The 19,892-nt window shown below is 67.7% G+C and carries 14 protein-coding genes; 7 read left to right on the top strand and 7 right to left on the bottom strand.

All coding sequences use genetic code 11. The features are described from left to right. Positions 1-4: 4 nt before the first annotated feature. From ACNA0R_RS06985 to ACNA0R_RS06995, 3 genes are read left to right on the top strand one after another with little or no spacing between them, the layout of a single operon-like run. The gene (locus ACNA0R_RS06985; RefSeq protein ID WP_415825227.1) at positions 5-1,042 is read left to right on the top strand and encodes a branched-chain amino acid ABC transporter permease; all 1,038 of its coding nucleotides are present in this window, start codon (positions 5-7) and stop codon (positions 1,040-1,042) included. Next, on the top strand, positions 1,039-2,838 hold the full coding sequence (locus ACNA0R_RS06990; RefSeq protein WP_415825228.1) for a branched-chain amino acid ABC transporter ATP-binding protein/permease: 1,800 nt from the start codon (positions 1,039-1,041) through the stop codon (positions 2,836-2,838). The genes ACNA0R_RS06985 and ACNA0R_RS06990 overlap by 4 nt, the downstream gene beginning before the upstream one ends. A gap of 58 nt (positions 2,839-2,896) precedes the next feature. Continuing rightward, on the top strand, positions 2,897-3,817 hold the full coding sequence (locus tag ACNA0R_RS06995; RefSeq protein ID WP_415825229.1) for a LysR family transcriptional regulator: 921 nt from the start codon (positions 2,897-2,899) through the stop codon (positions 3,815-3,817). A 71-nt stretch (positions 3,818-3,888) separates the two neighbouring features. Here the strand turns inward: ACNA0R_RS06995 and ACNA0R_RS07000 are convergent, their stop codons facing one another. The 4 genes from ACNA0R_RS07000 to ACNA0R_RS07015 form a co-directional block, all read right to left on the bottom strand. Then, positions 3,889-4,017, bottom strand: coding sequence for a hypothetical protein (locus tag ACNA0R_RS07000; RefSeq protein ID WP_256987965.1), 129 nt, complete (start codon positions 4,015-4,017; stop codon positions 3,889-3,891). A 230-nt stretch (positions 4,018-4,247) separates the two neighbouring features. Beyond that, complete coding sequence (locus ACNA0R_RS07005; RefSeq protein ID WP_415825230.1) at positions 4,248-5,171, bottom strand: sugar kinase; 924 nt, start codon at positions 5,169-5,171, stop codon at positions 4,248-4,250. Further along, on the bottom strand, positions 5,164-5,823 hold the full coding sequence (locus ACNA0R_RS07010) for a bifunctional 4-hydroxy-2-oxoglutarate aldolase/2-dehydro-3-deoxy-phosphogluconate aldolase (RefSeq protein ID WP_415825231.1): 660 nt from the start codon (positions 5,821-5,823) through the stop codon (positions 5,164-5,166). The genes ACNA0R_RS07005 and ACNA0R_RS07010 overlap by 8 nt, the downstream gene beginning before the upstream one ends. Further along, complete coding sequence (locus ACNA0R_RS07015; RefSeq protein ID WP_415825232.1) at positions 5,820-6,659, bottom strand: IclR family transcriptional regulator; 840 nt, start codon at positions 6,657-6,659, stop codon at positions 5,820-5,822. The genes ACNA0R_RS07010 and ACNA0R_RS07015 overlap by 4 nt, the downstream gene beginning before the upstream one ends. Before the next feature lie 235 nt (positions 6,660-6,894). Here ACNA0R_RS07015 and uvrA point away from each other — a divergent pair, with 235 nt between their 5' ends. The 4 genes from uvrA (at position 6,895) to ACNA0R_RS07035 (ending at position 16,605) form a co-directional block, all read left to right on the top strand. After that, the gene (gene uvrA, locus ACNA0R_RS07020) at positions 6,895-12,714 is read left to right on the top strand and encodes an excinuclease ABC subunit UvrA (protein WP_415825233.1); all 5,820 of its coding nucleotides are present in this window, start codon (positions 6,895-6,897) and stop codon (positions 12,712-12,714) included. A gap of 8 nt (positions 12,715-12,722) precedes the next feature. Beyond that, positions 12,723-13,859 (top strand): aminodeoxychorismate synthase component I, encoded by a 1,137-nt coding sequence (locus ACNA0R_RS07025; protein WP_415825234.1) that lies wholly within the window; start codon positions 12,723-12,725, stop codon positions 13,857-13,859. Then, entirely contained in the window at positions 13,856-14,530 is a 675-nt protein-coding gene (locus ACNA0R_RS07030) for an aminotransferase class IV (RefSeq protein ID WP_415825235.1), read from the top strand. The genes ACNA0R_RS07025 and ACNA0R_RS07030 overlap by 4 nt, the downstream gene beginning before the upstream one ends. Before the next feature lie 125 nt (positions 14,531-14,655). Next, entirely contained in the window at positions 14,656-16,605 is a 1,950-nt protein-coding gene (locus ACNA0R_RS07035; RefSeq protein WP_415825236.1) for a hypothetical protein, read from the top strand. Between the two features lie 136 nt (positions 16,606-16,741). On the opposite strand, the gene ACNA0R_RS07040 is transcribed toward ACNA0R_RS07035, so the two are convergent. The 3 genes from ACNA0R_RS07040 to ACNA0R_RS07050 are packed head-to-tail and all read right to left on the bottom strand — an operon-like array spanning position 16,742 to position 19,785. Continuing rightward, entirely contained in the window at positions 16,742-17,593 is an 852-nt protein-coding gene (locus tag ACNA0R_RS07040; protein WP_415825237.1) for a tRNA threonylcarbamoyladenosine dehydratase, read from the bottom strand. 39 nt (positions 17,594-17,632) lie between these two features. Next, positions 17,633-18,301, bottom strand: coding sequence for a response regulator (locus tag ACNA0R_RS07045; RefSeq protein ID WP_415825238.1), 669 nt, complete (start codon positions 18,299-18,301; stop codon positions 17,633-17,635). A gap of 8 nt (positions 18,302-18,309) precedes the next feature. Further along, positions 18,310-19,785, bottom strand: a complete 1,476-nt coding sequence (locus ACNA0R_RS07050; protein WP_415825239.1) for an ATP-binding protein — start codon at positions 19,783-19,785, stop codon at positions 18,310-18,312. Between the last annotated feature and the right edge of the window lie 107 nt (positions 19,786-19,892).

Raw genomic sequence — 19,892 nt, forward strand, 5'->3', positions numbered from 1 at the left:
GGCGATGAGTGCGCAGATCGCCCTGATCCTGGGCCAGGACGGCATTGCCAATGGCGCGGTATATGCCCTGCTGGCCCTGTGCATACTGCTGGTGTTTTCGGTCACGCGCGTACTGCTGATCCCGCAAGGCGAATTCGTCGTCTACGGCGCCCTGTGCATGGCCGCCATGCAGAGCGGCCGCATGCCGGCGCTGGTGTGGCTGCTGGCCGGATTCGCGGTGGCCGAAGCCATCGCCGACGCCGGCGCGCGCGGTCCGGAAGCCCATGGCATCGCATGGCGCCGGCTGCTGGCCAGGACCGCCTACCCTTTCCTGCTGGCGGGCGTGTTGTGGCTGCTGCCGCTGGCCTCGCTGCCTATCTGGCTGCAAGGCCTGCTGACGCTGGCCATCGTCGCGCCCATGGGCCCGCAGCTGTATCGCCTGTTCTACCAGCCCGTGGCGGACGCATCGGTACTGACGCTATTGATCATCTCGATCGCCGTGCACCTGGCGCTGGTGGGACTGGGCCTGCTGGCCTTCGGGCCGGAAGGCGCGCGCGCCGCGGCTTTCAGCGATGCGCGCTATCCCCTGGGACCAGTCACCGTCGCGAGCCAGACCCTGTGGATCGTCGCGGTATCGGTGGTGTGGATGGCCATCCTGTATCGCTTTTTCGGCCGCACGCTGGCGGGCCGCGCCTTGCTGGCCGCCGCGGACAACCGCCTGGGCGCGCGGCTGGTGGGGATTTCGCCGGCCTACGCGGGCCGCGCGGTGTTCCTGGTGGCCGCGACCCTGGGCGCGTGCTCGGGCATCCTGGTCGGCCCGGCCACCACCCTGTATTACGACTCGGGCTTCCTGATCAGCCTGAAGGGCTTCGTCGCCGCCATCGTCGGCGGACTCGTCAGCTACCCCTTGGCGGTGGCCGGGGCGCTGGCCGTGGGGCTGGTCGAGGCCTTCGCGGCGTTCTGGGCCAGCGCGTACAAGGAGATCATTGTCTTCACGCTGATCATTCCTTTCCTGCTGTGGCGCTCGCTGCGCCAGGGCCCCATCGAGGACGAAGCCGAATGACCGCCCGCGGCCCCGGACGCGCGATAGCCGGCTTCATCGCGATACTGGCCTGCGCGCCATGGCTGTTGCCGCCCTACTACGTCGGTCTGCTCCACACCATCGGCCTGTATGCGCTGGTGGCGCTGGGACTGGTGCTGTTGACCGGCATCGCCGGGCTGACGAGCTTCGGCCAGGCCGCCTTCGTCGGCGTCGGCGCGTACACCGCCGCGCTGCTGGCCACGCGCGCATCGGCGCTGCCCGGATGGCTGGCCTGGCTGGGCGCCACGCCATGGTTGTCGCTGGCGGCGGGCCTGGCGCTGGCCTTCGTGCTGGCCTGCCTGCTGGGAGCGATCACCCTGCGGCTATCCGGCCATTTCCTGCCGCTGGGCACCATCGCGTGGGGGCTGGGCCTGTATTTCGCTTTCGCCGCGGTGCCCGGCCTGGGCGGCTTCAGCGGCATCGGCGATATTCCTCCCATACGCATCGCCGGCTGGGCCCTGGGCGATCGCGGCATGTATTACCTGATCTGGCTGTTCCTGCTGCTGGCGGTCTGGACCACGCGCAACCTGCTGGATTCGCGGCTGGGACGCGCCATGCGCGCGCTGCGCGGCGGCCGCGTCATGGCCGAGGCCATGGGCGTGGACACGACGCGCATGCGGGCCGTCATCTTCGTCATTGCCGCGCTGCAGGCCTGCGCATCGGGCTGGCTGTATGCGTACCTGCAGCGCTTCGTGAACCCCACGCCGTTCGGCTTGCAGATGGGGATCGAATACCTGTTCATGACGGTCATCGGCGGCGCCTCGCACGTAGCGGGCGCGCTGGCCGGCGCGGGCATCTTCACGCTCGCCAGGCAGTGGCTGCAGGACTGGCTGCCGCGCCTGCTGGGGCAGAATGGCAATTTCGAGATCATCGTGTTCGGCTTCGGCATGGTGCTGGTGCTGCATCGCGCGCGCGGCGGGCTGTGGCCCGCGCTTGCGCGGCGCCTGCCCATCAAGCGGCAGCCTCGCAACGTCAATATGTCGGCCGAACCTTTGCCACGCCGGCCGTTGCCGCCGCGCGGCGACGTGGTGCTGGAAGCACAAGGCCTGACGCGGCGCTTCGGCGGCCTGGTGGCGAACGATGGCGTCAGCCTGGCTGTCGAAGCAGGACAGATCGTCGCGGTCATCGGCCCCAATGGCGCCGGCAAAAGCACCTTGTTCAATCTGCTGTCGGGCGTCGATGCGCCGACGGCCGGATCCATCCTGTTCCAGGGCGAAGCGGTCGCGGGCCGCGGCGCGCGGCATATCGCCGCGCAGGGGATGAGCCGCACCTTCCAGCACGTGCGCCTGCTGCCGCGCATGAGCGTGCTGGACAACGTGGCGCTGGGCGCGCATCTGCGCGGCACCCATGGCGTCTGGGCATCGGCGTGGCGCGCCGACCGCCGCGAGGAAGCCCGCCTGCTGGCCGAATCCGCCAGACAGGTGGAGCGCGTGGGCCTGGGCGCGCATATGCACGACGAAGCCGGCACCCTGCCGCTGGGCCGCCAGCGCATTTTGGAAGTGGCGCGCGCGCTGGCGGCGGACCCCTGCCTGCTGCTGCTGGACGAGCCCGCGGCCGGCCTGCGCCATCAGGAAAAACGCGAGCTTGCGGCGCTCCTGTCCAGGCTGCGCGCCGGCGGCATGGCCATCCTGCTGGTGGAACACGATATGGATTTCGTCATGGAACTGGCGGACCACGTGATCGTGATGGATTTCGGCCAGAAGATCGCCGAAGGCACGCCCGCGGAGATCCAGCGTAACCCCGCGGTCATGGAGGCTTATCTCGGCGCCATCGACTGAATACCGTAAAATCCGGCGCATTCCCGCGGAGCTTGCCGCTGATTCGCACGGGACGCGTATGGACGCCGCCACGGTTCAACTGAACGACATCGCGCTTTTCGTAGAAGTCGCGCGCCGCAAAAGTTTCAGCCTGGCGGCGCGCGCGCTCAATATTCCGACTTCCACGCTGTCGCGCCGCGTCAGCGAACTGGAACGCGCGGTCGGCATGCGCTTGCTGAATCGCAATACGCGCCGCCTGGATCTGACGGAAGCGGGCTCGCAGTATTTCGATCGTTGCCAGGGACTGGTGGACGAAGCCCGCTTCGCGCACGAGCAGCTGTTTTCGCGGACGTCGCGCCCTGAGGGCAAGCTGACGGTCTGCCTGCCCGGCAGCCTGGCGATGCTGCTGATGGCGGAGCCGCTGCAGGCATTCACCGACGAATATCCGGAAATCGAATGCGAGCTCGACCTGAGCCTGCGCTCGGCCGATCCGCATGCGGCGCCGTTCGATGTCATGCTGCGCTTTGGCGAACCCGCCTCGACCGATGGCATGGAAGTGCGCGAGCTGATGACGCTGAAACGGAACCTGTACGCGTCCAAGGATTACGTTGCCCGCCATGGCGAGCCGCAAACGCCGGCCGACCTGACGCGTTTCGAATGCCTGCGCAGCGGCTCCAGCGACGTAAGCTCCACCTGGATATTGAGCCGTGACAGCGTAGTGGAACGAGTAACCGTCTATGGGCGCATCATGGCGAACAACATGGGACTGTTGAGCGACTTCGCCAGTATGGGGCTGGGCATCGCGCCCCTGCCCGTCTATGCCGCCACGCACGGACGCATCTCCAGCGAACACAGCTTGCATCGCGTTCTACCGGAATGGTCGACCGCGCCGCTGCCGGTGTACGCAGTGTTCCCGTCGCGGATCCTGCCGGCCAAGACGCGGGCCTTCATGGAATTCATGATGCCCAGGCTGGCGCCGGTGAACGGCGACGGCGCCTGACAGACGGGGAAGGAAATAAAAAACCGCCGGCGAAGGCGGTTTTTCATTTCGTGCCGGTTGATCTCGTACGATCAGGCGCGCTTGATCTTTTCCAGCATCTTGAACACGCCCTTGGGGGCGTTCACGAACAGACGCTTGAAGGACTTGCCCAGGCAACGACGTTCCAGGGTATTACGACGCACACGCTTGCGCTCAGCCATGATGAATCTCCAATCTAGGGTCCGGGGTTCAGTCCGGGGGGTTCATTCCCGGGCCGCGGCAACGGCCCGGATACGACGCGCCCAGCGGAATTCCGTGGCGCCGAATGAGGAAAACCTGGCATTCTACCCGGTTTTTCGCCAGGCCGCCGCCGGGGCCTGCGTCCGGGCCGTGGCGGGGCACATCCGCTGCGCGACCGCCGGGGGACGTTGCCCCGGCGGAGGCGGCAAGGTCAGGCCCGCAGAAAGGCTTCCACCTCGACGGCCGTGGGCAAGGGCTGGACCGCGCCGAAACCGCGCGTGGACAGCGCCGCCGCCGCATTGGCATAGTGGACGGCAGCGCCCCAGTCGGCCCCGCGCGCGCGCTTTGCCAGCAGGCTGCCGGCAAAGCAGTCGCCCGCCCCGGTGGCGTCGACGGCATCCACGACCAGCCCGGGCACGATGATGCGGCCATGGCCGTCGTCCAGGATGGCGCCTTCCCGCCCCAGCTTCAGGACGATCACGCCCGGCGCGCCCGCCGCGCGTATCCAGTCCAGCGTGCGGCCGGGATCGGCATGGCCGGTCAGATGCCGCATATCGTCCATGCTGGGCAGGAAAATATCGGCCAGGCTCATGGCCTCGCGCAAAATGGCGCGAGCGCGATCCACCGGCCATAGCCGCAGGCGCAGGTTGGAATCCAGGCATACCTGCGTGCCGGCGGCACGCGCCCGCTCGATGGCGGCGAACACGGTGTCGCAGGCGGTGGCGCTGATGGCCAGGCTGATGCCGGACACGTGCAGGAAGGCCGCGCGCTCCACCAACCCATGCCGCAGGTCTTCCGGGTTCATGCGGCTGGCCGCGGACCCATGACGCATATAGCTGAACACATGGCCTTCCGGCCCATGCTGGACGAAGTACAGGCCGGTATGCGCATGCGGATCGATCATCGCCCCGCCGGTATCGACGTTTTCGTCGCGCCAGAGCTGCATGAGCTGCTCGCCGAAGACGTCGGCGCCGATGCGGGTCAGGTACGCGCAGCGCGCGCCCTGGCGCGCCGCCGCGATGATGGCGTTGGACGTATCGCCCCCATAGCCTTGCAGGAACTCGGGATGGCCGGGACGCGTCTGGTTGAACTCGATCAGCGGTTCGCCCAGGCCGACGATGTCGAAATCACGCATGGGCGGCCTCGCGTATGCGCAGGATCTGCGCGACCAGCGCCGCGGTATCGCGGGCGGCGAATGCGGCCTTGTCGTACAGATTGCTGCCTATGCCGACCAGCGACGCACCGGCCTTGAAGTAGTCGCCCATGTTCTTTTCCGTCACGCCGCCGGTGGGGCAGAACTCCGTGTCGGGAAAGACCGATTTGAGGGCCGCCAGATGACCGGGACCGCCGGTCTCCGCCGGGAATATCTTGACCACATCGGCGCCTGCCCGACGCGCCTGGATGACCTCGGATGGCGTAAAGGCGCCAGGCAGGCACAAGGCCGAAGCGGCATGCGCCAGCGCCACCATTTCCGGCACCAGGCCCGGCGACACCAGGAAATCGACGCCGGCCACCAAGGCGTCGCGCGCCTGCGCTTCCGTCAGCACGGTGCCCAGCCCCAGCAGCAGCCTGTCGCCGTGCTTGTCGCGCAGCGCCTTGACCAGGTCGATGACGTTGGGGATGGTCCACGTCAGTTCCAGCGTGGTGCAGCCCGCCGCGATGGCGACTTCCGCGGCATAGGCCGCGGTGGTGGCGTCACCGTAGCGCAGCACGGGCACCACGCGGGCGGCCATCAGCGTCTGGCGCTTGAAGGCACGCGCGTCTTGAGTGGGAGTGGTGGCGTTCATGAGTCCTCTCGAAAAAGTGCGCCGCCGGCAACCGCCGGCCAGGCGCTGAACCTGGCATGCGCCGCATCGCGCAGGCGGATGAGCGGCGTGATATAGCGTGCGGGCGGGATGGCCTGCCGGCCCGTCCGGCCGCCCGTGAACTGCAGGGTACTGACGCTGACGCAGGCCAGCGGCCGGCCGCCCTGCCCGGCGACGGCGACGCTATAACAGACGATGCCGCGCTCGTTTTCTTCGTCATCGACCGCATAGCCGCGCTGGCGGATACACGCCAGTTCCTGGCGCAGCGCCTCCTTGTCCGTGATGGTCGCCGGCATGCGCGCGGGCAGGTCCAGCGCGGCGATCAAGGCATCGGCTTCCGCCGTGGGCAGCGCCGCCAGGTAAGCCTTGCCGGCCGCCGTGCAATGCAAGGCCAGGCGGCCGCCGACCCGCGACGCCATGCGCACGGGCCCCTGGTTTTCCAGCTTGTCGATGTAGATCATTTCACGGCCCGCCGGCACTGCCAGGTGGATGGTCTCGCCGGTTTCGTCGCGCAGCGCCTGCAGGTCGTCGGCCAGGGCCGCGCGCAGGTCCAGCCGCGACCAGGCGCGGCTGGCCAATTGCAGCAGCCGCGGTCCCAGCGCGTAACGGGCCGCCGGACCGGCGCCGCCCGCGGCCTCGGCGATCAGGCCCTGTTGCAGCAAGGCGGCGACGATGCGGTAGACCGTGCCGCGTGGATAGCCGCAGGCCCGCACCAGCTCCGCCATGCCCAGCGGGGCGGCGGCATCCGCCACCACCTGCAATACGGTCATGAATTTGGAAAAGGCGGCGGTACCGGCCACCGGGGTCGGATTGTCCATAATATGGTCATCACATCCACAATATAGGCGATTATCCCATAGTGCCGGTTCTCGCCGGCTGTCCGCGCCCAGCCCTTGAAAGCGCTCCACGCGCCCCCAACCACCCTGGGGTACGCCGCGGCAGCGCGGCGGTCCCACCCCTTGGCACCTCCAGCCGCCGTCATCGACTGCCTTTATCCTGACACCGACAAGGGCATAGTCCGCCCCCTATTGACGCCCAGGCTACGATACGTACATGACATCCGAAATCCGCATTGTTGGCGCTCGCCAGAACAACCTGAAAAACCTGGACGTATCGTTCGCCACCGGCGAATTCGTCGTCGTCACCGGCGTATCCGGCTCGGGCAAGAGCTCCCTGGCCTTCGATACCCTTTATGCCGAAGGGCAACGGCGCTACGTCGAAACGTTTTCCCCCTATGCCCGCCAGTTCCTCGACCGCATGGACAAGCCGCAGGTCGATCGCATCGAAGGCATACTCCCCGCCATCGCGATCGACCAGACGAATCCGGTGCGCAGCTCGCGCAGTACGGTCGGCACCATGACGGAGCTGAACGACCACCTGAAGCTGCTGTTCGCGCGCGGCGCCCGGCTGTATTGCCGCGGCTGCGGCAACGTGGTCCGGCGCGACACGGCCGACTCCATCTTCCGCTCGCTGCAGGCGCGCACCGCCGGCGCGGATGACCGTCGCCTGGTGGTGACCTTCCCCATCAAGGTCCCGGCCAACTTCACCGAAGACGAGGTGCGCGGCTTCCTGGAACAGCAGGGCTATACCCGCGTGCATGCGCAGGAAGGCGAGCCCGCCGCGTCCGAAACGGAAGGCCCGACAGTCGATTCCGCCGCCAAAAAAGGCAAATCGAAAAAAACCAAGACCGGCGCCACCGGCCAAGCCGAGGCCCTGCGCGTGCTGCACGTCGTGCAGGATCGCTTCCGCTTCGGCTCGGTGGAACGCGATCGCGCGATGGAAGCGCTCGACACCGCCCTGCGCATGGGCGCCGGCCATCTATCGGTGCACGTGCTCGACGACGACGGCAAGGATGCCCAGGTCTGGAAATACAGCGATCGCCTGCATTGCGCGGACTGCGATATCGAATACACCGATCCGCTGCCCAGTTCCTTCTCGTTCAATTCGCCGCTGGGCGCGTGCGAAACCTGCCGCGGCTTCGGCCGCGTCATCGGCATCGACTTCGGCCTGGTCGTGCCGGACGAAAACAAGACCCTGCTGGAAGGCGCCATCAAGCCCTGGCAGACCGCCAGCTACAGCGAATGCCAGGACGATCTGCGCAAATACGCGCCCAAGGCGGGCGTGCCTTTGTCGGTGCCCTGGAAGAGCCTGACGCCCGAGCAGCGCGACTGGGTCCTGCACGGCGATCCGGATTTCAAGGGCGGCAGCCAGGCGTGGAAAACGCAATGGTATGGCGTGCAGCGCTTCTTCGCGTGGCTGGAAACCAAGGCCTATAAGATGCACGTGCGCGTACTGCTTTCCAAGTACCGCAGCTACACGCCCTGCCCCGTCTGCCATGGCTCGCGGCTGAAGCCCGATGCGCTGCTATGGCGCGTGGGCAGCAAGGAAGAAGCGGACAGCGTGCTGCCGCCGGACGACGGCCGCTACAAGCGCTTCAAGCCCGTGCAGGCCAATTGGTCGGATGACTTGCTGAACCTGCTGGACGGCCTGTCCATCCACGACCTGATGCTGCTGCCCATCGAACGGGTGCGCGGGTTTTTCGACAAGCTGAGCTTCGTGGGCGTGCTGGACGCCGCCACCGACCTGCTGCTGACGGAAGTGCGCGCGCGCCTGAAGTTCCTGTGCGACGTGGGGCTGGGTTATCTGACACTGGACCGCCAGAGCCGCACCCTGTCGGGCGGCGAAGTGCAGCGCATCAACCTGACCACCGCGCTGGGCACGTCCCTGGTGAACACACTGTTCGTGCTGGACGAGCCTTCCATCGGCCTGCACCCGCGCGATATGCATCGCGTGGTGGAAGTCATGCATCGCCTGCGCGACGCGGGCAATACGCTGGTGGTGGTGGAACACGACCCGCAGGTCATGGTGGCCGCGGACCGCGTCATCGATATCGGCCCGGGTCCGGGTGAACGCGGCGGCCGTATCGTGTTCGATGGCACGCCGGCGCAGCTGCGCAAGGCGCGCACCTTGACCGGCGACTATCTGGGCGGACGCCAGCGCGTGGAAGCGCCGCGCCCCATGCCGGTGGCGGCCAATACGCCGCGCCTGCTGTTGGAAGGCGTCAACGCCCATAACCTGAAGAACGTCTCCGTCGATATCCCGCTGGGCCGCCTGGTCTGCGTGACGGGCGTGTCCGGATCGGGCAAGTCCACCCTGGTCCAGGACGTGCTCTATCCGGCACTGCTCAAGCTCAAGGGCAAGCCGTCGGAAGCGCCCGGCGCCCATGCCCGGCTGCTGGGCGCGGAGCAGATTGCCGATGTCGTCATGGTCGACCAGGCGCCGATCGGCAAGACCGCGCGCTCCAATCCGGCCAGCTATGTCGGCGCCTTCGATGCCATACGCAAGCTGTTCGCGCAGGCGCCTGTATCGAAAGAACGCAGCTATACCGCGGGCATGTTCAGCTTCAACAGCGGCGAAGGCCGTTGCCCCACCTGCGGCGGCACCGGTTTCGAGCACGTCGAGATGCAGTTCCTGTCCGACGTCTATCTGCGCTGCCCCGACTGCGACGGCAAGCGCTTCCGCCCCGAAGTACTGCAGGTGCGCGTCGAGCACCTGGGCAAGAGCGCGTCGATCGACGAAGTGCTGGACATGACGGTCAGCGAGGCCATCGAGTTCTTCAAGGGCCTGCGCGACGTGCAGACCGGCCTGGCGCCACTGGCCGACGTCGGCCTGGAATACGTGCGCCTGGGCCAGCCGGTGCCGACCCTTTCCGGCGGCGAGGCGCAGCGCCTGAAGCTGGCGGGGCATCTGGCGGAAGCCTCGCGCAGCGGGATTTCGTCGGCCAGGGTCGCCAAGAAAGGCAGCCTGTTCCTGTTCGACGAACCCACCACCGGCCTGCATTTCGACGACGTCGCGCGGCTGATGCGGGCGTTCCGGCAGTTGCTGGCCGCGGGCCACACGCTGCTGATCATCGAACACAACCTGGACGTGATCCGCGCCGCCGATTGGCTGCTGGACCTGGGGCCGGAAGGCGGCGATGCCGGCGGCCTGCTGGTCGGCGTCGGCACGCCGGCCGACCTGATGAAGAATCCCGCTTCGCACACGGGCGCGGCCTTGCGCGACTACGAAGCTGCCATCGTGCCGGCGGCGCGGGAAGTCGCCGCGGCCACGGCCGTGGCGGAGCCGGCGCTGGCCTATGGCGAAGGCGACGGCAATGGGGCTGCCTATGGCGACGGCAATGGCGATGACGCCGATGCCGGCCTCGCGACCCGCGACGACGCCGACGCGGGCACGCCGCTGCAGACCGCGGTGCGCCGCCGCGCCACCCAGGCCATCGAAATCCGCAATGCGCGCGAGCACAATCTGAAGAACGTCAACGTCGAGATCCCACGCGACAAGTTCACGGTGATCACGGGCGTGTCGGGCTCCGGCAAATCCACGCTCGCCTTCGACATCCTGTTCAACGAAGGCCAACGTCGCTACCTGGAATCGCTGAACGCCTACGCCCGCGCCATCGTGCAGCCGGCCGGCAAACCGGACGTCGACGCCATCTTCGGCATTCCCCCGACGGTGGCCATCGCCCAGCGCACCAGCCGCGGCGGCCTGAAGTCCACCGTGGCGACGATGACGGAAATCCATCACTTCCTGCGCCTGCTGTACGTCAAGCTGGGCGTGCAATATTCGCCCGACTACAACGTACCGGTGGAACCGCAGACGCCGGACCAGATCGTCGCGCGCATCATGCGCGAGCGTCTCGGCCAGCACATCGGCATCCTGGCGCCGCTGGTTACCGCGCGCAAAGGCTATTACACGGATCTGGCGAAATGGGCCGGCGGCAAAGGCCACACGCATCTGCGCGTGGACGGCGTGTTCACGCCCGTCAGCCCGTGGCCGCGCCTGGACCGCTACCGCGAACACACGATAGAACTGCCGGTCGCCGACGTGCAGGTCAATGCCGCCAACGAGCCCGCCCTGCGCGACGCCATCAAGCGCGCGCTGGAATACGGCCAGGGCGCCTTGAGCGTGCTATGGCCGCTGGACAACCTGCGCGACAATCCCGCTACCCCGCTGGAGCAGGCGCACTTTTCCACCAAGCGCACCTGCCCCATCAGCGGCGTCAGCTTTCCCGAGCTGGATCCGCGCATGTTCTCCTATAACTCCAAGCATGGCTGGTGCCCGACCTGCTACGGCGCCGGCGTGGTCATCCCGGAGTTCGACGAAGAGCAGACCGGCGAGGAAAGCGCCTGGACCGAAGGCGCGGGCGAAGCCCAGGTCTGCCCCACCTGCCACGGCCAGCGCCTGAACCGCGTGGCGCTGGCGGTACGCTGGCGCGATCGTTCCATCGCGCAACTGGCCAGCATGGCGGTCAGCGAAGCCCACACCTTCTTCGAAGGCCTGGTGCTGCGCGGCCGCGAGGCCGAGATCGCGCGCGACATCCTGCAGGAAATCCGCAGCCGCCTGAACTTCATGAAGGAAGTCGGCCTGGACTACCTGGCCCTGGACCGTTCCGCGCCCACGCTGTCGGGCGGTGAAGCGCAGCGCATCCGCCTGGCCGCGCAGCTCGGTTCCAATATGCAGGGCGTGTGCTACGTGCTGGACGAACCCACCATCGGCCTGCATCCGCGCGACAACCGTATCCTGCTGGACGCGCTGAGCAAGCTGGAAGGCAACGGCAACACGCTGGTGGTGGTGGAGCACGACGACGACACCATACGGCGCGCCGCCCACATCATCGACATCGGTCCCGGCGCCGGCGTGCGCGGCGGCCGCGTGGTCGCGCAAGGCACGGCGCAGGACATCATCGATTCGCCCGATTCGGTCACCGGCCGCTATCTGGCGCAACCGCTGCGGCATCCGCTGCAAGGGCGCCGGCCGGTCGACAAGGACACGGCCTTCATCGAAGTGCGCAACGCCCATCTGCACAACCTGCGCAATGTCACGGCCCGCCTGCCCATCGGCCGGCTCAGCGTCGTGACCGGCGTATCGGGGTCGGGCAAGTCCACGCTGGCCCGCGAGGTGCTGCTGGACAACCTGCTGCAGGCCGTCTCGCAAGGCCAGGCGCCGGCATGGAAGGGATGCACCGCCATCAACGGCTGGGAAGTACTGGACCGCGTACTCGAAGTGGACCAGACCCCTATCGGCAAAACCCCGCGCTCCTGCCCCAGCACCTATATCGGTTTCTGGGACGAGGTGCGCAAGCAATTCGCCGACACGCGCGAAGCCCGCATGCGCGGCTGGACGCCGGCGCGCTTCTCCTTCAATACCGGCGACGGCCGCTGCCCGATCTGCGAAGGCCAGGGCATGCGGACGATAGAAATGAATTTCCTGCCGGACGTGAAGGTACCCTGCGACGCCTGCAACGGCGCGCGCTTCAACGCCGATACGCTGTCCGTGCAGTTGCGCGGCAAGCACGCCGGCGAAGTGCTCGCCATGGAAGTCGACGACGCGCTGGCCTATTTCGAAGCCCATCCCAAGGTGCGCCGGCCCCTGCAACTGATGCAGGATGTCGGCCTGGGCTATCTGACGCTGGGGCAGCCTTCGCCCACGCTGTCGGGCGGCGAGGCGCAGCGCATCAAGCTGGTGACGGAGCTTTCCAAGGCGCGCCTGACGGAAGGCGTCATCACCACTGGACGCGCCTCGCGCGCGCCGCATACGCTATACGTGCTGGACGAACCCACGGTCGGCCTGTCGATGGCGGACGTGGAAAAGCTTATCCACGTCCTGCATCGTCTGGTGGAAGCCGGCAATACCGTGGTAGTCATCGAGCACAACCTCGACGTTATCGCGGAAGCCGACTGGCTGCTGGACCTGGGCCCCGAAGGCGGCACCGGCGGCGGCCAGCTGGTCGCCCAGGGCTCGCCGGAGGAAGTCATGGCGCTGCGCGACCGCTCGCATACCGGCCGGGTCCTGGCCGAGTTCCTGGAGCGGCAGTAGAGGTTCCGATGTTCTGCCGTTTCGAAGACCGCCTGGCGGGGCGGGCCTTGCAGCTGGATGGCGCGCGCGACCGCATCGAGGCGCGCTCGCCGGATCAGCTGCAAGCCGCCCTGGATGCCATCGAAGACGCGCGCCGCGCGGGCCGCTGGGTCGCGCTGCTGCTGGATTTTGAATTGGGAGAATGGTTGCTGCCGGTACCGGCCGGCAGAAGCGCCGCTGTCGACCCCGGCCGGCCGCGCCTGCGCGCGCTGGTATTCGACCAGGCCCGCCACGAAGCACCTTGGGCGGCCGGCGCGGCGCCCGCGGGCGGCGCGCGCGCCATCGCCGCCATCACCGCGCGGCAGGATCGCGCCAGCTATCTCGACCGGATCCAGGCCATCCGCGACGGCATAGGCCGCGGCGCCTACTACCAGGTCAACTACACGATGCCGCTGGACCTGCGCGTGCAAGGCGACCCGCGCGACCTCTATCGCCGCATCGCCGACCGCAACCCGGTCGCGCACGCCGCCTATATCGAGGACGGCGGGCAAACCGTGCTGTCGTTCTCCCCCGAACTCTTCGTGCAGCGGCGCGGCGACGTACTGACCACGCGCCCCATGAAGGGGACAGCGCCGCGTGACGCCGATCCCGAACGCGACCATGCGCTGGGCCAGGCCCTGCTGGCCAGCGAAAAAAACCGCGCTGAAAACCTGATGATCGTCGACCTGCTGCGCAACGACCTGGGCCGCATCGCCGAGACCGGCAGCGTCCGTGTCGAAGCCTTGTTCACGCTGGAGCGCTATCCCACGGTGTGGACCATGACCTCCACCGTGACGGCCCGCGCGCCACGGGCCGGCCTGGGCGACGTGCTGCGCGCCCTGTTTCCCTGCGGTTCGGTGACGGGCGCGCCCAAGCTCGCCGCGCTGACCCACATCCGCCAGGCGGAGATCGCGCCGCGCGGCCTATATTGCGGCAGCATAGGCTGGCTGGCGCCGGACGGCGATTTTTCGCTGAACGTGGCAATACGCACCCTGGTGGTGGACGCCGACGGCCGCGGCGTCTATGGTGTCGGCGGCGGCATCGTCCACGACTCCGAGCCGGACTCGGAATGGCAGGAATGCCTGTGGAAGGCGCGCATACTCGACCCGGAGCTCCAGCAGGCATGATCACCCGCCGACATCCCCCCAGTCCCGACCTGATCGAGACCATCCGCATCGACGAAGACGGCCGTATGCCGCTGCTGGAGCGGCACCTGGACCGACTGCGGGCATCCTGCGTTGCGCTGGCCCATGCCTGGGACGCGGACGACGTCCGCGGCAGGCTGCTCGCCGCGGCCGGCACCGCGGAAGGCCCAGGACCCCATCGCCTGCGGCTGCTGCATCATGCCGACGGCACGCTGACCATCCGCACCGCGCCGCTGCCCCCGCTACCCGCCCCCCAGGGCGTCTGCCTGTGGACCACGCGCCTGTCGTCGGACGAAGCGCTGCTGCGCCACAAGACCACGCATCGCCCTTGGTACGACAGCATCACGGAATGGCTGACCCGGCATCCGGACCTATTCGACGTACTGTTCTGCAATGAACGCGGCGAACTCTGCGAGGGCAGCCGCACCAACGTCTATCTGCAACTGGGCGGTGCCTGGTTCACGCCGCCCATAGAATGTGGCTGCCTGCCCGGCGTACAACGCGCGGCGCTGCTGGACGCGGGCCTGGCCCGCGAGCGCATCCTGTACGAGGACGACGTGCGGCGCGCCACCCGCATCCGGCTGTCCAATGCGCTGCGCGGGTGGATGGACGTTGAGTTCCGCCTGGGCGCGAAGGCCTCGACGACCCGCTAGGGAAGATCGGCGCCGCGATCGCGGGCGACGGGCACGAGTTCGACCGCGCCGCCATCCGGGCACGGTGGAACGCCGGCATGGCGCGGCGTACATAGAGGGCTTCGTTCACGACGCCGCGAGTCCAAATGCCATCGCCCTTGTCCTGCGCTTCGAACAGCGCCCTGTTTCCTCCCGCGCAGCTTGCCGGTACGCAAGCGCCACCACAGCCGAACTACGGTGACCACCAGACGGCATTGCTGCAGTTGCTGGGTACCGCCTACAAAGAAGCCTTCGATCCGGCGCGGATGGCCGGACTGACGGCGGCGGTCGCAGGCCCGGGAACGTGCTTGGCCACCACGGCGATGCCCGGGGATGCGGCTACGCCCGGATCGCCTCATGGCCTCATGCACGCCCAGGCGCCGGCGGCCGATCCCGCGGAGATCGAGCGCATGCGTGCCGCCTGGAACGCGCATGTCTGCTACCACATTCCGCCGGAGCTGCAGGGCATGCTGAAGAAACCCGGCTTCGTGCCGACGCCCCCCGCGGGCCTGCTCCGATTCGCCGCCGCCCATCTGCGCGAACACGGCATCGATGATCCATCAGCCTTCTTCCAGCAGTTCCGTGTGCTCGTCCAGCGCGGCATCGCGATTCCGGGCGATATATCGGCGGCTTTCGAGCATGGCGTCCTGCCTTTCGACACGTTCAGCAAGCTGGTCTCGACTTACATCGCCGCGTTGCCGTTGATGATGCCCTCGCAATTCACGGCCTTCGGCTGGGATCCCGCTACCCGCTGGACGCACAGCCTTCAGGCCATCTGCTCGCCACTGGCCATTTCGCTGTTGAACAGCGGCCGGGTAACGGCCGATACGCTGCTGGACTGGGCAGGCCTGGAGGAATTGGTGTATCAGGTCACTTCCGGCGATCGCACCGAGGCTGCCCAATTGGCCGCGTCGCGCAACATCTATTCCATCCATGCCGCCAAACCCATTACCCTGCTTCTGGCCAATTGGTCTGTGCGCCGTTCGGATCCTCCGCCGGCGACGGCGTCCGCAGCCAACGCCGCCCATATCCAGGACCCCCGAAAACTGCGCCTGCTGAGCGACAGCCTGGTGCCTTTCGACCACATACGCTACCTGGTGTCATGCGCCGGCCGCCTGCCATGGCCGCTGCTGGCGCGCGAGATGGACCGCGTGGCGGCCGACCATGCCGGCCTGTACGCAAACCTGCAGGCCGCGCGCCGCTTCTATTTCTATAACCCGCAACCAAGCCCGATGACGCAGGAACAGACGCAGCGCCTGGCGCGCTCGCGCGAGGCGCTCGCGCCCTTCCTGATCGATGATGGGCAGCGGCAAACCGTGGACCGTTTCCTGGCACAGGGTTTCGATGAAACCTGGGCGCTGGAGACGGTGCGGGCCCATGCGGCCGATCTGGAACACTTGCAAGCGTGGTTCGCGCATGGCGACGGCCCGCGGCTGGACTACCACCTGGACAAAGAAATGAAGGCCGCGGTGCACACCTGGCTATCCAGCCATGCCATACCGCCGGAGACGATCGCGCTGCTGCCGCGCATGATCGAAAGCGATATGGGCGCCGAAAGGATAGATCGCATGCTCGTCGCGCCCATCCCGCCGCGCCGATTGGAGGCGGTCTTCGGCCCAGGGACGAACATACCGGAGCAGGTGCGGCTGGGCATGATCCTGCCGGACGAACTGTGCGAACGCATCATCAATGGCGGCGAATCGATGGAACAGCTCAGCGAAGCGGCACGCCAGGATCCGCCGCGCATGTCGGACCTGCGCCGAAGCGCCGTCGAGTTCCGGGATCGCCTGCGCGCCGCCCGGCATGCGGTACAGGCGCTACGCCGTGACGTTGCGGCCGGCAGCGCCCGCGATCAGCGATGCGCCAGCCTCTCACGAGCCTGGGATGGCGCGATCGCCACACTGAACGACCTGTTGCGGCCGTCGCTTGAAGACCGTCAGCAACAAGAGCCCGAAGCGCTGGCCATGACCTTGTCGTCCATGACGGCAGGACTGATCCACGACACCACGGATCTACGGGAACCGCGACCCGAGGCGGAACCGATGGTACGCGTGTAAGGACGGCAAGCGCGGGGCGGAGCGCCGCGCCTCATTTCCGCCGCGCTGACGGAGCTGTCGCCCGGCTGGGCTTCCAGACCACGAACCTGCACATGCCCGAACGGCGGACTGTCCCGCCGACGGAGCTGGCCTGAGCCTACCCGTGTTGCAATACCAGGCGCAGCGTCTGGTCCGCCGCCGCCATGCCCATGGTGGCGGTGATGGTGATGGATGATCCGTAACCGGCGCAGGACAGGCCTTGCGGCGCCAGGGGCTGGACCATGGCGCCGACATCGTCTTCGGCCTCCGCGCCGGACGTCCAGGCCGCCGGCAGGATGGCGGGCTGGTCGAACCACAGCGCCCGCACCTGCATCTTCGGCGTCCTCGACGGCGCCTTGCCCGCCTTGGGGGATGCCTTCGGATAGCCATGCTCGCGGCGCAGCTTGTTGCGCAGCTTGGCGAGCAAGGCATCATTGCAAGCCTGGGACAGGTCCCCGGCGCGCAGGGCCAGGGGATCGGTCTTGCCGCCGGCCCCGCCGCAGACCAGCAGCGCAAGGCCGCGTTGGCGCGCGTGCAGGATCATGGCGATCTTCGCGGCGGCCTGGTCGGTGCAATCGACCACCACGTCATAGTCTTCCGCAAGCAACTCCGCCACATTGCCCGGGGTGACGAAGTCATCGACCTGGCTAACGATGCATTCGGGATTGATGCCGGCCACCCGCGCCGCCATCGCCGCCACCTTGGCCTGGCCCAGCGTTTCCGACAATGCATGGATCTGGCGGTTGATGTTGGATTCGGCGATATGGTCCAGGTCGATCAGGGTCAATGCGCCCACGCCGCTGCGGGCCAGGGCTTCCGCCGTCCAGGAGCCGACGCCGCCCAGCCCGACTACCGCCACCCGCGCCGCGCGCAGGCGGGCGGGCGCCCCCGGGCCGTACAGGCGCGCCAGGCCGCCGAAACGGCGCTCGGCATCGATATCGCAAGCCACGGTCGGGATCGGCGTATTCATGATGACCGGCATTTTCGCATGCCTGCGTTGCGCGATGCCTCAGTGCATTTCCAGCTTGTACCCCACGCCGTAGATCGAACGGATCAAGTCATGTCCCGGCAGCACCGCTTCGAACTTGCGCCGCAGGTTCTTGATATGGCTGTCCACCGTGCGATCGGTCACGACGCGATGATCCGCATACAGGTGGTTCAACAACGCGTCGCGCGACAGGATCTTGCCTTCCGCCGCCGCCAGCGCCTGCAGCAGGCGGAATTCGACAGGGGTCAGCGACAAGGGCTTGCCGTCCAGCGTGGCCATGTGATGCTCGGGGCGTATCTCCAGCAGCGATTGGTGATGGCCGCCGTTGGTGGCGCCGCGCGCCCGGCGCAGGATGGCCTTGACGCGCGCGACGACCTCGCGCGGACTGAAGGGCTTGCAGATATAGTCGTCGGCGCCCATCTCCAGGCCGATGAGCCTGTCGATTTCCTCCACCCGCGCCGTCACCATGATCACCGGAACGTCGCTGAACGTACGCAGCTCGCGGCAGACTTCCAGGCCATCGCGGCCGGGCAGCATCAGATCGAGCAGCACCAGTTCAGGCTTGAGGCGGCGGATCGCCGCCAGCGCTTCCGCGCCGTCGGCCAGCGATTCGGTTTCGTATCGCGCGGCGCGCAGGTAGTCGGTCAATAGCGCCGCCAGCTTGGGTTCGTCTTCTACGATCAAAATCATGATGTGTCTCAGGACGCGGCCGCTTGGGCCAGGGGAAAAACGATGCGCACGCACAGCCCGCCCAGCTCGGACGGCATGGCCTGGATGCTGCCGCGGTGCGATTCGACGATGCGCTGGCAAATGGCCAGCCCCAGGCCGGCGCCGCCGCTCTCGCGCGAGCGCGACGGGTCGACGCGAAACAGCCGGTCGAACAGCCGGGGCAGGAATTGCGGCGGCACGCCCGGCGCGGAGTCCTGGCATTCCACCACGACGGTATCGCCTTCGGCGCGCACGGCCACTCGCACCACACCGCCCGGATCGGTATAGCGCAAGGTGTTTTCCAGCAGATTGTTCATCAATTGGGTCAGGCGCTGCCCATCGCCTTCGACGACGCAGGCATCGCCGCCGATATCGGTATCCACGCGCAGGCCGCGCGCGCCAAGACGCTCGCGATACGCATCCACGGACTGCTCGACGATGTCCGCCATGCCCACCGGGGCCATGCGGTAGGACAGCGCGCCGACGTCGGCCAGCGACAGCTCGTACAGATCGTCGATAAGTTTGCTCAGCATCGAGACCTCCGCCTGCAGCGAGGCCAGCGCCTCCGGCGAAAACGGCCGCACGCCATCCTGCAGCGCTTCCATCTCCCCGCGCAATACGGCCAGCGGCGTGCGCAGTTCATGCGAAATGTCGGCAACCATTTCGCGCCGCAGGGCCTCGTTGCGCTCCAGGGTATGGGCCAGGCGATTGAAGTCCTGGCCCAGGCGGCCCAGCTCGTCCGCCGAGGTGACGTTGACGCGGGTGGCATAGTCCCCCGCCGACAGGCGGTGGGTGGCGCTGGCCAGCCGCCGCACGGGCGCCAGGAAAATGCGCGCCAGGAAGATGCTGACCGCCGCCGCCAGCAGGGCCGCCAGCATGCCGATCACCCAGGTGGCTTCGGACTGTTCGCGCTGGAAGCGCTGGTCGGCCTCGCTGGGCAGACGATTCGGAAACGGCGTGACCAGCCAGCCCACGGTCATGCCGTCCACGTCGACGGCCCGGCGCGGCGCGCCGGGCGCCGGCGCCGAATAGCCGGCCACCACGCGCATCTGGTTGTCCAGCAGGGTGAAAGGCAAGGCCAGGAAATCGCGGCCGCGCGCCCAATCGGGTTCCGGAGGATCCACGGGCGGACCTGGCGGCGTCAGGTTGGGGTCCATATCGGAGAGCCATTCGAGCACGCCGCGGGGCGCCGGATGGCGGCGCGCGGTCGCGTCCGTGGCCGGGATCGTCAGGATATGGTTCCAGAGCGACGGGTTGCCGCGCAGCGCATCCCAACTGCCGCGCTCGCGGTACAAATCCGCCAGAGTTTGCCGCATCCGATCGACTCGCCGTAGTTCCCTTTCCTTGACGTACGAAAGGAAATGTCGCTCGAAGTTCCACCGCACGGCGGAGCCCATGGCCAGGGTCACCGCCAGGCTGGTGGCGAGGATGGCCAGAAAAAGTTTGAAGGTGATGCCTAATCTCATGGCTCGGGGCGTACGGTGCGCGGGACGGACGGCGCCCACGCCCGTGAAGGCAAATCGGGCAGATGTTAACCAGCATGGCGGCGCCGCGGGACAGCCTGCGCCACTGT

Origin of the sequence: Bordetella sputigena, from assembly GCF_965137885.1 — a bacterium.
Taxonomy (GTDB): domain Bacteria; phylum Pseudomonadota; class Gammaproteobacteria; order Burkholderiales; family Burkholderiaceae_B; genus Bordetella_C; species Bordetella_C sputigena.

Excerpts from the sequence above, each read along its gene's own strand:
- ACNA0R_RS07035 (WP_415825236.1), top strand. The coding sequence starts at position 14,656 with ATGCCATCGCCCTTGTCCTGCGCTTCGAACAGCGCCCTGTTTCCTCCC.
- ACNA0R_RS07050 (WP_415825239.1), bottom strand. The coding sequence starts at position 19,785 with ATGAGATTAGGCATCACCTTCAAACTTTTTCTGGCCATCCTCGCCACC.
- ACNA0R_RS06995 (WP_415825229.1), top strand. The coding sequence starts at position 2,897 with ATGGACGCCGCCACGGTTCAACTGAACGACATCGCGCTTTTCGTAGAA.
- ACNA0R_RS07025 (WP_415825234.1), top strand. The coding sequence starts at position 12,723 with ATGTTCTGCCGTTTCGAAGACCGCCTGGCGGGGCGGGCCTTGCAGCTG.
- ACNA0R_RS07000 (WP_256987965.1), bottom strand. The coding sequence starts at position 4,017 with ATGGCTGAGCGCAAGCGTGTGCGTCGTAATACCCTGGAACGTCGTTGC.
- ACNA0R_RS07015 (WP_415825232.1), bottom strand. The coding sequence starts at position 6,659 with ATGGACAATCCGACCCCGGTGGCCGGTACCGCCGCCTTTTCCAAATTC.
- ACNA0R_RS07040 (WP_415825237.1), bottom strand. The coding sequence starts at position 17,593 with ATGAATACGCCGATCCCGACCGTGGCTTGCGATATCGATGCCGAGCGC.
- ACNA0R_RS07010 (WP_415825231.1), bottom strand. The coding sequence starts at position 5,823 with ATGAACGCCACCACTCCCACTCAAGACGCGCGTGCCTTCAAGCGCCAG.
- ACNA0R_RS06990 (WP_415825228.1), top strand. The coding sequence starts at position 1,039 with ATGACCGCCCGCGGCCCCGGACGCGCGATAGCCGGCTTCATCGCGATA.
- ACNA0R_RS07045 (WP_415825238.1), bottom strand. The coding sequence starts at position 18,301 with ATGATTTTGATCGTAGAAGACGAACCCAAGCTGGCGGCGCTATTGACC.
- ACNA0R_RS07030 (WP_415825235.1), top strand. The coding sequence starts at position 13,856 with ATGATCACCCGCCGACATCCCCCCAGTCCCGACCTGATCGAGACCATC.
- ACNA0R_RS07005 (WP_415825230.1), bottom strand. The coding sequence starts at position 5,171 with ATGCGTGATTTCGACATCGTCGGCCTGGGCGAACCGCTGATCGAGTTC.
- uvrA (WP_415825233.1), top strand. The coding sequence starts at position 6,895 with ATGACATCCGAAATCCGCATTGTTGGCGCTCGCCAGAACAACCTGAAA.
- ACNA0R_RS06985 (WP_415825227.1), top strand. The coding sequence starts at position 5 with ATGAGTGCGCAGATCGCCCTGATCCTGGGCCAGGACGGCATTGCCAAT.